Source organism: Paraburkholderia sp. UCT70 (genome assembly GCF_050434085.1).
In the GTDB taxonomy this organism is placed as follows: Bacteria; Pseudomonadota; Gammaproteobacteria; order Burkholderiales; family Burkholderiaceae; genus Paraburkholderia; species Paraburkholderia tuberum.
Window position 1 is genome coordinate 1,000,646 of the sequence record NZ_JBNPVZ010000003.1, and the last position, 14,935, is coordinate 1,015,580.

General features: G+C 61.3%; 9 protein-coding genes and 2 pseudogenes. 3 read left to right on the forward strand and 8 right to left on the reverse strand.

Annotated elements, in window-relative coordinates:
* Positions 1-140 precede the first annotated feature (140 nt).
* From OKW41_RS22555 to OKW41_RS22580, 6 genes and pseudogenes are all read right to left on the reverse strand, one after another.
* Positions 141-5,582, reverse strand: a complete 5,442-nt coding sequence (locus OKW41_RS22555; RefSeq protein WP_429574002.1) for an AAA family ATPase — start codon at positions 5,580-5,582, stop codon at positions 141-143.
* 1,528 nt (positions 5,583-7,110) lie between these two features.
* On the reverse strand, positions 7,111-7,269 hold the full coding sequence (locus OKW41_RS22560) for a hypothetical protein (RefSeq protein ID WP_429574003.1): 159 nt from the start codon (positions 7,267-7,269) through the stop codon (positions 7,111-7,113).
* 28 nt (positions 7,270-7,297) lie between these two features.
* A pseudogene (gene phbB, locus OKW41_RS22565) lies at positions 7,298-8,042 on the reverse strand (acetoacetyl-CoA reductase).
* A 164-nt stretch (positions 8,043-8,206) separates the two neighbouring features.
* Entirely contained in the window at positions 8,207-8,782 is a 576-nt protein-coding gene (locus OKW41_RS22570) for a phasin family protein (protein WP_429574004.1), read from the reverse strand.
* Positions 8,783-9,024: 242 nt separating this feature from the next.
* Positions 9,025-9,222, reverse strand: coding sequence for a hypothetical protein (locus OKW41_RS22575; protein ID WP_026226204.1), 198 nt, complete (start codon positions 9,220-9,222; stop codon positions 9,025-9,027).
* A 518-nt stretch (positions 9,223-9,740) separates the two neighbouring features.
* Positions 9,741-9,959, reverse strand: coding sequence for a hypothetical protein (locus OKW41_RS22580; RefSeq protein WP_429574005.1), 219 nt, complete (start codon positions 9,957-9,959; stop codon positions 9,741-9,743).
* A 1,249-nt stretch (positions 9,960-11,208) separates the two neighbouring features.
* Here OKW41_RS22580 and OKW41_RS22585 point away from each other — a divergent pair.
* Positions 11,209-11,412: a hypothetical protein gene (locus tag OKW41_RS22585; RefSeq protein WP_429574006.1), complete on the forward strand. Its 204-nt coding sequence runs from the start codon at positions 11,209-11,211 to the stop codon at positions 11,410-11,412.
* A gap of 226 nt (positions 11,413-11,638) precedes the next feature.
* On the opposite strand, the gene OKW41_RS22590 is transcribed toward OKW41_RS22585, so the two are convergent.
* Positions 11,639-12,286: a hypothetical protein gene (locus OKW41_RS22590; RefSeq protein ID WP_429574007.1), complete on the reverse strand. Its 648-nt coding sequence runs from the start codon at positions 12,284-12,286 to the stop codon at positions 11,639-11,641.
* 572 nt (positions 12,287-12,858) lie between these two features.
* A pseudogene (locus OKW41_RS22595) lies at positions 12,859-12,981 on the reverse strand (transposase domain-containing protein); the annotation flags it as partial.
* A 52-nt stretch (positions 12,982-13,033) separates the two neighbouring features.
* On the opposite strand from OKW41_RS22595, the gene OKW41_RS22600 reads away from it, so the two are divergent.
* Positions 13,034-13,351, forward strand: coding sequence for a transposase (locus tag OKW41_RS22600; RefSeq protein ID WP_429574008.1), 318 nt, complete (start codon positions 13,034-13,036; stop codon positions 13,349-13,351).
* A 32-nt stretch (positions 13,352-13,383) separates the two neighbouring features.
* Positions 13,384-14,292, forward strand: a complete 909-nt coding sequence (locus tag OKW41_RS22605; RefSeq protein ID WP_429574009.1) for an IS3 family transposase — start codon at positions 13,384-13,386, stop codon at positions 14,290-14,292.
* The last annotated feature ends 643 nt before the right edge of the window (positions 14,293-14,935 follow it).

The window sequence follows — 14,935 nt, forward strand, 5'->3', positions numbered from 1 at the left end:
TCATTGCGTGGTGCGGTATCAACGAGGTAACCCAAACCCAGAAGCCGGCTTGGTCGCAACGGTTCATTTCATAATCGCGCACCCCGTGGGCGCTTTTTAGTAGCCCCCTCGGGAGTCTTTTCGAAACCGGTTCTGGGCGGCTATGTTGGCACACCCTTATGAACGGGAAGACATACCTTGATCGTCGTGCCGTTTCCCGGCGAACTGACAAGATCGATTTGACCACCCAGCATCAGGACGCGCTCCTTCATCCCCGCCAGCCCGAACGATTTTTTTCTGGTCGCCAGAGGATCGAATCCTTTTCCGTCATCCCGTACTTCCAGCAGACAGGCATCCGGCGTTCGCTCGAGCGTGATGGTCACCTGCATGGCCGCAGCGTGACGGGCAACGTTGGTCAGCGCCTCCTGGGCGACGCGAAACAGCACGATAGCGCGGTCCTCGCTCAGCACGAGAGTCTCGTCCTGCAAGCGGAGGCGACACACCGTGCGCGGATTGCGGTTGAATTCGGCAGCGAGCCACTCGAGCGCGGCCACAATGCCTTCGTTTAGTGCTGCAGGGCGTAGCGACGCGATGACGCCCCGGACAACCTGCATGGTGGTGTCCACCAGGGCGGTCAATGCCCGGGTCTGTTCGACGAGCTCAGGGTGACCGTCGCCAAGCTGCATAGCTAATACCGACGCCCCCATACGAAGCGCGGTGAGGTGTTGTCCCAGTTCGTCGTGCATTTCCCGCGCAATGTGCTTGCGCTCTTCCTCCCGAGCCGTCTCTCGATGGGAGGTGAGTTCCCGCAGCATCTCGTAGGACTCGTGCAAGCGGTGCTCCGCTTCCTTGCGGTCCGTCAGATCGAGCACGAAAGCGACACCCTCGTTTCCGCCCTCCTCGAACGTGGCGACGCCGATCAGCACGGACACGCGGCTGCCGTCTTTCCGGAAGTACTCCTTTTCGAACGGTTCCAGGCGCCCAGTCACTTTATGTTGTGGTAACCATTGACTCAGGTCACGGGCGAGCCATTCCGGTGGCGTGAGGTCCATCCAGCGTAGCCGGCCCGCTATGAGGTCCTCGCGGTCGTAACCCACGATGCGCAGAAACGCGTCGTTGGCCTCGACGATTTTGCCATCGAGATCGTAGATCATGATCCCGATGATGTTGGCGTCGACCAGGCGCCGGATTTTGGCTTCGCGTTGTTCGAGGTCGCGGTACAAGCGGGTATTCTCGAGCGAAGTCGCCGCCTGAGAAGCGAGGAGCCGGAGCACTGCAATCCGGGCCGGCGCGAAGACGCGCGTGGTCAGATTGTTTTCGAGGTAGAGCGCGCCGATGAGCCTGGCCTGATTCATCAAGGGCAGGCAGAGAACGGAACGAGCCCTCCGCTGACCGATGTAGGGGTCCCCGGCAAACGATGGCTCGAGCGCGGCATCGTCAAGAACGAGGCTCTCCCGGGTGCGCAGGACGTGATAGAGGACCGACTCCGGCAACACTGCGGTGCTCACTGGCACGTCGCACAGTTCCACATGAGTCGAGTCGACGCGGGTCGTGGCTTCTGCGGCAATGTGCTGCTCTCCGCTGCGGGGCAGAATCAACAGGCCGCGCTCGGCGCCGGCCTGTTCAATCGCCGTGCGCATGAGCGTATCGATCAGCTTTTCAAGAACGATCTCACCCGAGACGGCCTGCGACACCTTGATCACGGTCGCGAGGTCGAGGTGTTCGACCGGCGTCCCGATCGTGCCCGTCCCGCTGGGCGCGGACGCTTCCGTCCCAAGGTGCGGATACTTCTCCTCGAGTTGCCGCACCTTCCCTTCGGCGCCCCATCGCAGGTAGCAGTAGCGGGCGTCCTGCAAATACAGACCGGCAATCTTCTCAAGACCGCGCGCCGCGTAGAACCGCCCGGCGAGTTCGTTGGCGAGTGCCTCATTGTGGACAAAGCCGTTTGCCTGGGCCGAGCGGATGGCCTTCTCGTAGAGCAGCTCGGCATCAAGCCCGCGGCCCTCCAGGCGGGCGATCTCGGCGCCGACCAGCGCGGCGCAGTTTTCGAAGTTCTCCGGACCGTTTTCCGCCCAGACCTCCAGTTGCCTGTGATGCGCAGCCACAGCGTCCAGATGCTGCTGCCGATCGCTGGCTCGTGCGGCGTCGCCGCAGTCCCAGTATGCGGCTCGGGCCAGCGCGCCGTAAAAGTGATAGTCGGCTTCCTCGAAGAACGAGACTGAGGTCCAGAGCAGCGGTTGCGCCTTCGATGTGGCGTCCACAGCCGCCGCATAGTCGCTGGCCATATAGCGCGCCTGCAACTTCCGGATCCAGTACCAGCACGCAGCGATCGCCAGGGCCGGGTTGCTGGACAGATGGTTTTCGGTGCGAAGCTCGGCGAACTGCCCGTCGTCAAAGCAACCGAATTTTGGCGTCAAGCCGCGGAGCGTCCGTACCAGCGCGAGTTGCGTTGTAATGAGGTCAATTGAAAGGCCGAACCGCGCCTTCTCGGCGAACGCGAGGCCGTGTTCGGCTTCGCCTTGCACCGCGGGCAGCGGCTCGCCGGCGAAGAGCAGGTCCGAGTTGAGAAGGCTGCACGTGTAGGCCCCATGCGTGAGGTCGCCAATCCGGTTCGCCGCTTCGAACGCTCGGCGCAGCAGATCACGGCAAGCCCGTACGTGTTTTGTCCAGCGCACGACAAAAAGCGAGAAGCAAAGATAGGTGCTCGCCTCGAAGCGTTTTAGCCCGCGTCGTTCGACGAGTTCATAGCCGAGCTGGCCGAATCGAAATCCGGCCTGGTAGTCGCCAAAACACGGTCCGGCAATCTTGCTGAGCTGGACATAGGCGAAGCACGAAGCATCGCAGTTGCCCCCCTCGAGGCTCACACTGACCGCCTTGCAGATCGTCAGGGAAGCCAGGTTCGCATCCGTAAACAAGGCCGGCGGCAAGACCTTGGTCAGAACCTCGACAGTCGCGAGGGATGCGGGGTCCTCCATGCGCGGCAAATCGATGAGCTCCTCGATCGTCCGGCCCCGCAGCAGTGACCAGATGCGCTCGTATTCGCGGCGCACTTCCTCCTCTTTCGGATGGGCTGAGCATTCGATACCGACACGCCGGAGGTAATCGAGACACACAGCGACTGCGCGGCCGCTCTGATCGCGGGTCGTGCAGACATCCATGCGCAGGCACGCGACGATGGCTTGTTCGACCGTTGTCGTGGCGCGATTGGACAGCGCCGCCAGTCGCTCCTCTGCGACCGATAACTGGCCGGTGAGGAATTCGCATTCGGCCCGGTTCAGCTCCAGCGCAAAGATCAGCTCATGCCGTCGCGCCCAGCAATCCTCCGCCAACTGCGCCACACCAGCGACGAGATAGGCGAGCGCCGCGGCGTAGGCGGTGGCCCCCTTGGCGCGCTTGCCTGCGATCAGGTTGAACTCGGCGAGTTGGTCCCGTTCCTCCTGGTCGGTGATCAGCGCGGCGCCGCGGTTGAGCTGACTGACGACGTCGAAGATCGCCTCCTCCCGCTTCCCGGGAGGTGTGTGTGCCGCGAGCAAGCGACCGATCCGGAGGTGGGCCTCGGCGCGGAAAGCTTCCGGGATCAGCGAATAGGCGGCTTCCTCGACCCGGTCGTGGATGAATCTGTACGAACCTTCCAGGCGCTCGATCAGTTCCTCACGGACCGCCGGCCACAGCGCCGCATGCACCTGCTCCTCCGAAGTCCCGAGAACGATCGCAAGCATCGCGATCGCGGCGGTGTTGCCGAGGCAGGCCAGTAGCTGCAACGCCTGCTGCGTTTCGGCTGGCAGGCGGATCAGTTTGCCAACCATCAGGTCGACGACATTCTCGGTGTAACTTTTGGCATAAATGCGATCGAGATGCCAGGACCAGCACGCCGCGTCATAATCGAAGGTGAGCAAATCCTCGTCTGCAAGTGCGTGCAGAAACTGAATCACGAAGAACGGGTTGCCGGCGGTCTTCTCATGCACCAGCTGCGCCAGCGGCGCGGCGCGGTCAGGTTCGCCATGGAGGGCATCCACAATCAACTGCTCGATGTGCTGGCGGGCGAGCGGCGAAAGCCTGATTTCATCGATCTTGGCACCTTCGATCCTGATGGCCTGAAGTTTGACCATCAGCGGATGCGTGACATCGACTTCATTGTCGCGATACGCGCCGATCAGCATGAGATGCTGCAGATCTGAGCAGGTCAGCAGATCCTCGAGCAGGTCGAGCGTCGCCGCGTCGAGCCACTGAAGATCGTCGAGAAAGAGCGCCAGCGGATGTTCCGGTCGGGCAAATACGCCAATGAATCGGCGCAATACGAGCTGGAAACGGCTTTGTGCCTGCTGCGGCTCAAGCTCCGGGATTGGCGGCGGGTCGCCGATGATGAGCTTCAGTTCGGCGATGAGATCGGTCATGAGCCGTGCATTGGGCCCCAGCGCCTCCAGCAACGCGTCGCGCCAGCTCGCCAGCTCGGTGTCGCTCTTGCCCAGAAGCGGCCGCACCAGGCTTTGAAAAGCCTGCACCAGCGTCGAATAGGGAATGTCGCGCTTGTACTGGTCGAACTTGCCCGAGGCGAAGAGCCCGCGCGGTGGCACCAGCACCTTGTGCAGTTCATGGACGAGCGCGGATTTGCCGATCCCCGAATAGCCGGACACCAGTATCAACTCCGGGGCGCCGCCTTTGACGACGCGGTCGAAGGACGCGAGCAGGGTCTCGATCTCCCGCGCTCTCCCATACAGCTTCTCGGGAATCAGCAGCCAGTCGGGCGTGTCGTGTTCGCCCAGCGGGAAGTCATCGATGCGGTGCTGACGCTCCCACTCGGCCAGGCAGTGCTGCAGGTCGCGCTCGACGCCGGCCGCGGTCTGGTAGCGCGCCTCGGCCGTCTTGGCGAGCAGCTTCATAACAATCTGGGAGACCGGAACCGGGATCCTCTCCACCCTCTCGTTTGGCGGCACCGGTTGTCTGGCGATATGGCAGTGCACCCATTCCATGGGGTCGGCGGCCGTAAAAGGCAGCGCGCCGGTGAGCATCTGGTAGAGCGTGACGCCAAACGAATAGAGGTCGCTGCGCGAATCGATCGAGCGGTTCATCCGGCCGGTCTGCTCGGGCGCCATGTAGGCGAGCGTGCCGGCGATGGTCTCGGGCGGCGCGGGCGCCTGTCGCTCGCGCGGCAGCCGCGAGGCGAGACCGAAGCCGGTGAGCCGCGCCTGGCCGTCCGCGCAGTTCACCAGGATATGGGCGGGCTTGAGGTCCTTATGGACGAGGCCGCGCTGATGGAGCTTGCCGAGCGCCGCGGCGATGCCGATGGCGAGGCGCAAAACCCTGCCCACCTCCATGGGCGCGCCGAGCAGCTGCGCGAGCGGCTCACCGCCCGGATCCTCGAGCACCAGCAGAGTCCGGCCGCCTTCGCGCACCAACTCCAGTGGCCGCACTGCCCACCCGCCATCGAGTTCGTCCTTCAATCCGAATTCGTGCGCGAGGCGATCGAAGCTGGCGGGTGGTGGATGTTCGGCGGCGGGCCGCGCAATCAGGACATCGTCGCCGCCATCGCCATCGCCCGGGCGCCGCCCTCGACAGAAGACGCGCTCGCCATCGTCCCACAAGATTTGAAAGCTGTTACGCATCGCGCCGGAACCATACGTAGGGGTTTATCTGTCGCACTCTGCCGTCGGACTGCTGCCTAGTATTGAGTTAAGAAGACGTTAACATCCATCCGCCTAACGGGCCGGGTGCGCTCGAAAAGCAAGTCGCGCGACGGCATCGCTATGGACTGCAACGTTCTACAGCCGCAAGCGTCTTGTCAGGATACACTTCGGCGACCGCGGCGCCATTGGGATTGGGTCGGAGGGCCGCGGTGAGGACCTGCACGCTACTCGGACTGTGCCGTCGACTGGGTCGGGCCTGACGCGCCACCGACGCGGCTTCGGCGCCGTGGCCAAGGCCGACCAGAACCGTGCCGCGGAGGTTCGCTGCAGAGGCGCTCCTGGTTCGTGACCCTCCGCCCCTCCATCAGACTTCATGCGGGTGCCGTCAGCGTGGCCCATCTCTCGACAATTTTCCGGCTCGCCAACCCCACCGGACAAAGCGGTGAGACACGATCCTTGCGATCCGCGACCGTAGGTAAAGGCAGGGAGCGTACCGGCAGCCGCGGAGGCACGGATGTCCGTTGCGCCTCGGAAGCCGCCATCGGGATTGCTCGGGGCCAAACGGCAGAAGAGGGGTCGCGTGCTGCCGATCGCCGCGTTGCGACGTTCAGGCTAAGCACGCCCATTGCATGAGGCGGCACCCGGCCAGAAACGGCCCGTCACGATCTGTTCGCGAACGTCAACTAATGAGGAGCGAGCGGCCCTTCGACGCGGCGACGCCTCGATCGATAGCTGCGCCTGAAAGCGGTCGATGAGCTATCAATGCCTCGACGAGGCTCGCCAGTGACGCCGATCATTTACCGTGGCGGTATTGTGGGCATAATGTCATTCGTGCGGCCCACCAGCCCCAACTTTGAAAGAAAGGTGAATATGGCGGCCCCTGAAAAAATTGTTCAAACACTTTTCGCGAACCCTCCGTAACGGAACGGGAGAAGGGGCCTACGTCGAAGAATTGAATTCGTAGAGTGCGAGACAGCGGGGTCACAATTCAAATAGACAGATGAAAAGAATCTATACGTACAAAGGCTTCGAGATCGCGGTCGAGCTTGAACCAGTGTGGGAAGCGTCTGGCAACGTTACATTGCTGCCACCGCGTGGCTTCATCGCCGTCGTGCACATTAGAACGGCGGGCGCTACTCGGCTCATGATTGCGCCGATACGGCTGACAGCAGATAACCAGCAGCCTTTCGCGACGGAAGCCGCCGCGCTCATGGCAGGGTTCAGCGCTGGGCAGCGGGTCGTAGACGACACACTCGTCCAGTGAGTTCGCCCAATCGCGATGGATTGAAGATTGGATGAAGGTAACGGCGGAAGCGGTTTGGCTTGCGCTTAGTATCGGTTTTGTCCGCAGTATCGCGTGAGCATGACCAAGCTGATTCTCGCGAACGCTAAAACTGGGGAGTTCTCGGCGATCATGCAAGACGAAGATGTCGACGCTGACCAGATCAACAAGCTATCAATACAATCACCCCCCCGTACCGCAACAACAGGGGGCGAGCGCAGAGATTCAATGCCGGGCGCTGCTCCAATCCCACCAGTCGCGATAGTAATCCAGCCGTCTAAGCAGTTTTCGGTGCATTTGCTCCCGGTGATAGTGAGCGGCGACGAACGCTGTTGCCGTCACCAGCACGAATGAACCTACGACGATTGCCACTGCTTCGCTCATCGGAACCTCCATTGCTAATCTCTCGGGTTCACTGCAGGTGCTGCCCTCCATTGATCGCAATGTTGGCGCCCGGTCACAAAGCCCGCTTCGCGCGAGCACAGGTACAGCACGAGTGCAGCGACTTCGTCCGGCTGCCCGAGCCGGCCGACCGGAATCTGCGGAATGATCTTTGTCTCGCGGATGTCCTCGGGCACCGCCATCACCATCTTCGTCGCGATATAGCCGGGCGAGATCGTGTTGACAGTGACGCCTTTTTTTGCCACCTCGAGCGCCAGCGATTTCGTGAAACCATGCATGCCGGCCTTTGCCGCCGCATAGTTTGTCTGGCCGAACCCGCCCTTGGAGCCAATGATCGACGACACGTTGATGATGCGGCCCCAGCCGCGCTCGACCATGCTGTCGCACACCGGCTTCGTCATGTTGAACACCGAATCGAGGTTGGTGCGGATTACCGCGTCCCAATTGACCTTGTCCAGTTTTTTGAAGCTGGCGTCGCGCGTGATGCCGGCGTTGTTGATCAGGATGTCGACCGGTCCGACCTCCGCTCTGATCTGCGCCAGGCATTTTTCGCATGAGTCGTAGTCGGCGACGTCGACCGCATACGCGCGGAACTGTCGTCCCTCGGCTTCCATGCGTGCGAGCCACTCGTTCGCACCGGTGTTGCCCGGCGAATGGGTAACTACGACCGCATGACCGGCGTCATGCAACTTGATGCTGATCGCCTCGCCCAGTCCACCCATGCCACCCGTTACCACCGCGATCTGCTTTGCCATCGAATCGTCCTCACAAATACCGGCGGCGTACCCGTCTGGAGCAACACTGCCTTCAGTCAAGAATTGGATGCATTGAAATGCCAGATCCTTACCCAGAATAAATAAAAGGAATCCTACATATAGATATGGAACCGATAACGCGGGCATCGCTGCCCGCCTGAGTCTCAGTGCTTCGCGCTCGCGACCACGGCAGCCGACTCGGCGGCACTACGTTTGGCGGCCTTGGACGCTGAGGCCGTGACGGCTTCGAGACTGGTCCCGGCCATCTCCACGGCCTGCTGCCCCGTCTTCTGCAGCGATTCGCACAGCGTGGTGGTGGCGCTGATCGCGGACTTCCATGCGGCGATCGCCGCTTCGGAACCCGCGGGAGCACTCTTCGCCGCTTCCTCGATGAATTCCTGCATGCGTGCGTTATACCGTTCGTACTGCGTTTGTGCGAGTTGCGCGATCTCAGCCTGCGTGGTTGACGCGATGTCGAAGAGTTGACGGCCGTATGGCAGTGATTTCTCCGCGAAAGGCGCGGTGAAACCGGCTTGCAGCGTGAACCACTGCTGCGGGTCGGTTGTGCCGGGCGCCTTCGTCAGGTTCTCCTGCGACTCCGCCAGCGTGGACCTGATGGCCTGCAGGTTCAGGGCGACCAGTTTTTCGACGCCTTCAAAGACCTTGCCGGTCAATCCGAAGAATGCGTCGAGGCCAGCCTTCTGCGATGCGGCGATTTGCTCGGGACTCGATAGAGCCATTATTGAAATTCCTCAGGATTCAGTCCGCCGCGCGAAGCCCCGGTCGACCGGATGTACCACGGCGAAAGGCGATGATGGATGGACCGAAGCGCAAGGACGCCTGCCAGGCAGCATGCGTCGCGAATACTTCGGCGGGTCGTTACAGCAGGAGGCACTACACATTAAAGTCCAACAAAAGCTGCTTCGCTTAGTTTTTCTTCGGCGCGCTCGCCGCGTGGGGCAGCGGCACGCGCCGCAATTCCCTAGCGCCTTCGCGCGACGGCCTTGAGAATGGAAGCGCCTTCGCTTGTGACATGAGGACGTGGATGGCCCGAGGCGCGGCTTTCCAGTGATATGAGTTGACGCTCCAGCAGCGTGTCGAGCTCGGCGCGGCCCAGTTCGATCTGATCCGGCGCGTCCTTGATGAGCATTAGGGTGGCGAATTCATGGGGACTCAGCATATCGTCTCCTCGATTTAGTCTGTTTGCGCCGCGAGCATTAATTACCCTCTTCACGGAGAATGGCGGCAAATATTTCCCTTGCCAAGCAAAGCGAACGTTAGGGAAATCCTGACAGAGACGTCATCATAACCGCTCAGTTTTCAATTGCAATATGCGGAGTACTTTTTTGATTTGTCTGCTTATTTAGCCTGCATGGAAAGCGACGCTTGCCATTCCCTGCCGGCGAGTGACCGTGGAAACCTTGATGGGCTGGGCCCGAGCCGATCTGGACGCGCACCTCGATGTCTGAATTGGCAGTCCAATCAATGGCGCCGTGCAGCACCCCTATTCATATTTGAATATGGCGTTTATAGGGCAGTCTCTTTTTCAGACATGGCCGCTTATAATCTGATATTGAGAAATATTTATTACATCCCATGCGAGTCGCTTATTCTCAGAATTCTGACCAGCGTAAAGGCTCAATAGCATTGACTTCTCCCGCTGTCGCGAAGGGAAGTCAACAGGTCATCGACAATACGTCATCCTGCACTAGAGCCACCCACCAGCGCATCGGCTTCGCTGAAAAATGGCTTGCCGCGCGATTCGCCGAAGCGCGCAGTGGGGGAGAACACGGCGACAGCGGCATGGGCCTTGCGGATCCTCACGACCGCCACAAATCCGATGCTGGTTGTCGCGCTGGGTCCGGCCTTCCAGTTGAACTCAGTCACGCCAAAGCCCATACCGACGTTCGGCGACACCCGAGGCCGCCGTTTTCCCTCCGGTAGCTCTGCATGGCGATTTGTGCCGTCGAAGTTAGCGGCACCGGATACCCGGTGCAAGCGCCGGAGATAGCCCCGAATGATCGGGTAGGAGGCGGGGTCACCCCCGCCGTCCTCCCACACCACCGTACGTACGGTTCCGTATACGGCGGTTCCTGCCTACTGCGCATACCGCCCCAGCGAGCTTCGTTTCGTTCATCATGTCGCCTGTCGTCCAATAGACGCCGCCACCGCTCTTGGAGCTTCCGGCTCCGCCAGCCTTTGGTGGCAGGCCCCGAGTTGTCTCGGGCATCTGTCCTGTCCGCTCAGAGAGCATGCGCGACTATCCACTCATGACAGGTTCGGCCCTTCACTGCCCTGGTCTCAGCAGCTACTACGGCTTCGGCTGACTCCTGCGGGCCCATCCTGCCGCCTCTCGACGGCAGTAGCACAAGGCAGACCAACAGGCCTCCCAGGGTAAGACGCGCGACCTTCCTGCTTATGCCTGTCGGATCTACGTCGTAGCGTTCCGTGCAAGTATTGGGCTTTGACGATTTTGGCCGCCTTACTCCGCTACACCGCCTAATCCGCTTCCTGTTCGTCAGGCCAGCATTTTGCTTTCGGCTTCCTTCAGATTCGCAGTCGCCCGCGACACCCTTGCCTTCAGCTAACACTTCCCCTTGCCGGGTGTGTAGAGGACTTGCACCTCCAAGTCACCAGCTTGGCCACCACAGCCAAAACCAGTTGCGCTTTCGCGCAACGCGCCATGCCTGGCGCACCAAAAAAAAAGCCGCAGACATTGCTGCGGCCCTGAACACACACGCCGCGCACAGGGCGCTGACGTTAGCTTCATCCTACACACGGAATTATTAAAGCTAATTACGGGACGTTGTACTAGTCCTTCGTGAGCATGGACGGAAGCGAACGCGAATCCCGGCCTCCAGTTACATCCGACGGGGCGGCGGGGGCAGAACGGCCGTTCTAGAGCGCGGTGGTGATATTCGCAGAAACTAACTGAGTGGCAGGAATGGGTCTTAGCCGGCGGTGACACCCACCGTGGCTCAGACTCGCGGGCATTCTCGCTGAATGTGGTTCCCGGCGGATGTAATCGGGCTGTTCTCGCATAAGGTGGGCCCGTTCTCACGTAATGCGGTCCCATGCGTGCCGACATTCTCAGCTAATGTGGTCCCGAAACACCCGATGTAATCGGTCCCTGCGTAGGATGTAATCGAGCCACTACACCTACTCGGTGCGCGCGCGCCCGGGCCTGGGCGTGTCCGTACCAATCGCGTGGGATGAACTGGCCGATGTTCAAAGCGGCGATCAGTGGCACCTGCAATCCACCGTGGCGCGGATGCAGTCCAGTGTCGATCCGTGGGGAACTACTGGTACGGTCACGCAATCAATAACGGCGGCCATGGCGCGGCAACTGCACCTGGCGACGCAGAAATAATCGCAGCCCTGTTAAGAAGGCGCTCGGATTGCGCCGCGCGCCATTCCTCTGCCGAGAACGTCGGTGCGAAGGTAAAGTCGGGCGAACCGGGGTGACTCGGTGAGCCGAGCTGTGGCCGCTGGCACTGGGCGGACCTGATCGGCCTCGACGTCTGGCTGTCTGTGCTCCAGCCGGACATCACCTGGCGCTTCGGCGGCTTCGATCGCCACCGCGGCGTGCTGCCGAATCAGTTGTCGGGCGGCTGGGCCGGTACCCTTTGCCAGCCGCCGGGGCAGGCCTTGATATACGGGTAGTAGCCCTCGGGCTTCCCGCAGTGATACCAGTAGGCCGCTTGCGGCACGGCGCGGCCGCCCATGTCCGCCTGTCCGTCCTGCCCCTGCTCTATGTACTGAGTCGGCGACGAGGACACGCCGTCCGCCATAGGCCAGTAAGGGTCATAGCCGGGGTAGTAGTACGGGTACGGATAACCATAGACAAAACCCGGGCCGAAATAGAAACCGATGTACCCGCCGCAGCAGTAACCACCGCGATAGTAGTACCCGTGGTAGTAGCCGCCGCCACGATAGTAGCCACCGCCACGATAGTAGCCGCCGCCACGATAGTAGCCACCGCCACGATAGTAGCCACCGCCACGATAGTAGCCGCCGCCACGATAGTAGCCACCGCCACGATAGTAGCCATCGCCACGATAGTAGCCATCGCCACGATAGTAGCCATCGCCACGATAGTAGCCATCGCCACGATAGTAGCCATCGCCACGATAGTAGCCGCCGCCATGATAGTAGCCACCGCCCCCCCTGCCGGCCAAGGTTGCACCGCTGGCGCCCAAGGCCGCGAGCACCAGCAATAGCTGGCACAGTCTACGCCCGTTCATGATGGCCACCTCGACTGTCCGCATCCATTCAGATTTGCCCGGTCGAGCCGAATCTTGTCCGAGGAAAGGCTGGCCCGAATCAGGATCGGCTACTAACAAGTTTATGAATTTCGGGGGTATTTTTCCTTCTTCATATCCACGATAAGTCTTCGCTACTCTCTCCGGAACTGACGCAGGTCAAGCGATGGATACATGTAGCGGCCCGATTACATCCGACGCAGGAACCGATTACATCGGGTTTGCGGGACCACATTCGCTGAGAATATCGGCACGCGTGGGACCACATTGCGTGAGAACGAGACCAGATTGTTTGAGAACAGCCCGATAACATCGGCCAGGAACCACAATGAGTGAAAACGGCTGCGAACGGCGCGGCTGCGCCCGGCGGGTGGCGTTTCCTATACTCGTGGTCCTCGAATAAACCGAACGGTGTTCTCATGAACCGGTATTCTGCACGGCTGGGATGTAAGCGCCTCGCGTCGGCCGTTCGTGAGGTGTCGCGCGCATGTGGCACGCTAGCGGTAACGCGTTGATCGATACCTCGCGGATACCGGCAGGAGACGTTGCGGCGATCAGGTTGTCGCTGACGGCGGAGTGGATTGCGTGGGCAACTTGCCGACCACGTTCCAGGGCAGCAGTTCGTCGATGCGACTGATTTTGTGGTCCGCGATGTGAGTCAGGATGTATTCCAGATGAAGTTGACCCGCGAAAACGGACACCTATGCTTTTGATCAGGAGGTGTCGAAAATGGGCAGGCATCGTACCCCATACCCTGTGGAATTCCGGGCTCACATGGTCGAGCTGGTTAAGGCCGGAAGAACGCCTGAGGATCTGGCGCGCGAGTTCGAGCCGACCGAACAGACGATCAACAACTGGGTCGCGCAGGCCGATCGCGATGCGGGTGTGCGTCACGACGGGCTGACCACGGCCGAGCGGCAGGAACTCACACGGTTGCGTCGCGAGAACCGGCAACTGAAGATGGAAAGGGACATTCTCTCGCAGGCCGCGGCCTGGTTCGCGAGGGAGACGGGAGCCGTTCCGCCGAAGGGCGGTACGGATTCATGAGAGCGAACCGGGCCAGGTGGCCCATTGCCACGATGGCACGGCTGCTCAGGGTCTCCGCGAGCGGCTACTACGCATGGCTGGTGCGTGAGCCATCGAAACGCTCGTGTAGCGATGCGCAACTGCTCGAGCGCATCCGCACGCTGCATGCGAATTCACGCGGCACATATGGGGCGCCACGTATCCATGCGCAGCTCGCGTGGGAAGGCGTGCATGTGGGATGCAAGCGGGTCGCACGTCTGATGCACCTGGCCGGCCTGCATGGTGCGAGCCGGCGGCGCTGGCCACACACCACGCGGCAACGCGCGGGGGCTCGGCGCGCTCCGGATCTGGTGCGTCGGCACTTCTGCGCGGAGGCGACAAACATGCTGTGGGTGGCGGACGCCACCTACATCCCGACTGGCGAGGGGTTTCTGTATCTGGCCGTAGTCCTCGACGTGTTCAGTCGCCGAATTGTAGGCTGGGCGATGTCAAGCCATCTGTACACCGAACTGATGCTGCGCGCACTCGATATGGCGTTGCTGCAGCGACGCCACGAGGGCGTAATTCTACATTCGGACCAGGGATGCCAATACACCTCTATTGCATTCGGACGGCGCTGCCGCGAAGCCGGTGTGCAACCGTCGATGGGGACGGCCGGCGACGCGTACGACAACGCGATGTGCGAATCGTTCTTCGGCACGCTTGAAGCGGAGCTACTCTCGCGAGAACTCTTTGCGACTCGTGAACAGGCCCGGCAACGCATCTTCTGGTTCCTGGAATTGGGTAGCCCCGTGTCCTTGCGGACACGGAGCCCCCGAAGAACCGTACGTGCGAGTTTCCCCGCATACGGCTCGAGCACCGCGTTAAGCGTCGCACTGACGCCGGCCTTGCCGGAACCGCACAGGGCCTTCGCAAACCCTCGCGTCGTCGGTCTGCCTGATCACTCAGGGGAAAGGCGCTGAACCAGCTTGCGCCGGCCACTCTCAAGCTGCCTTTCCGAGACCTCAGGTGCGCGTCTGCGACAGCTGCACCACACGGAAGTCAGCACCCTTTCAGGTCGGGGCAAATTTTGAACCCCTGTCCGGGCGATTACAGCCCGACATTCGCTTTTTCCGCGTTCTCTTACCCACTCCCCCAACAGCTTGCCTCACGGCTCACCTGCCACGGGCCCGACTTCAGACCGATGGCGGAGAATCGGGCTTACCACGTTCCCGTTCCTGCCGACCCAGATGCAATTTGAACTTCTCCTCGCAGCGGGCCTGTCCGTTTAGCGCCCGTCTTTTCCCCGGCAGCGTTGCGACGACGTGCTCCTACAACCCAAAGGAGCATCCAGCTGCGTGCCTTTTTGGCTCGGGCCTGTAAGCCGCTTCGGCCCGTTGTTGTTTACGAGGTTTATCAACGGTTCACATCTGTTGCGCATGCGGAACTTGCCTGGCCTCTACGCCGCATTGCGGCTTGCAGCGTCGTCACTCACCGTCGCCAGTAATGACGTCTTTCGACGAGACGTTGTCCCTGGAGCTTCGCACCCGACCGTTACCAGTCACGCACGTCCAGGTAGGCAACTGCCGGTCGTACGGCAGGTCACGGCACGGCAAGCCGCGCGTG

Bases quoted from the DNA above. Each gene is read 5' to 3' on its own strand.
- OKW41_RS22555 (WP_429574002.1), bottom strand. From the start codon at position 5,582: ATGCGTAACAGCTTTCAAATCTTGTGGGACGATGGCGAGCGCGTCTTC.
- OKW41_RS22560 (WP_429574003.1), bottom strand. From the start codon at position 7,269: ATGAGCGAAGCAGTGGCAATCGTCGTAGGTTCATTCGTGCTGGTGACG.
- OKW41_RS22570 (WP_429574004.1), bottom strand. From the start codon at position 8,782: ATGGCTCTATCGAGTCCCGAGCAAATCGCCGCATCGCAGAAGGCTGGC.
- OKW41_RS22575 (WP_026226204.1), bottom strand. From the start codon at position 9,222: ATGCTGAGTCCCCATGAATTCGCCACCCTAATGCTCATCAAGGACGCG.
- OKW41_RS22590 (WP_429574007.1), bottom strand. From the start codon at position 12,286: ATGAACGGGCGTAGACTGTGCCAGCTATTGCTGGTGCTCGCGGCCTTG.
- OKW41_RS22600 (WP_429574008.1), top strand. From the start codon at position 13,034: ATGGGCAGGCATCGTACCCCATACCCTGTGGAATTCCGGGCTCACATG.
- OKW41_RS22605 (WP_429574009.1), top strand. From the start codon at position 13,384: ATGGCACGGCTGCTCAGGGTCTCCGCGAGCGGCTACTACGCATGGCTG.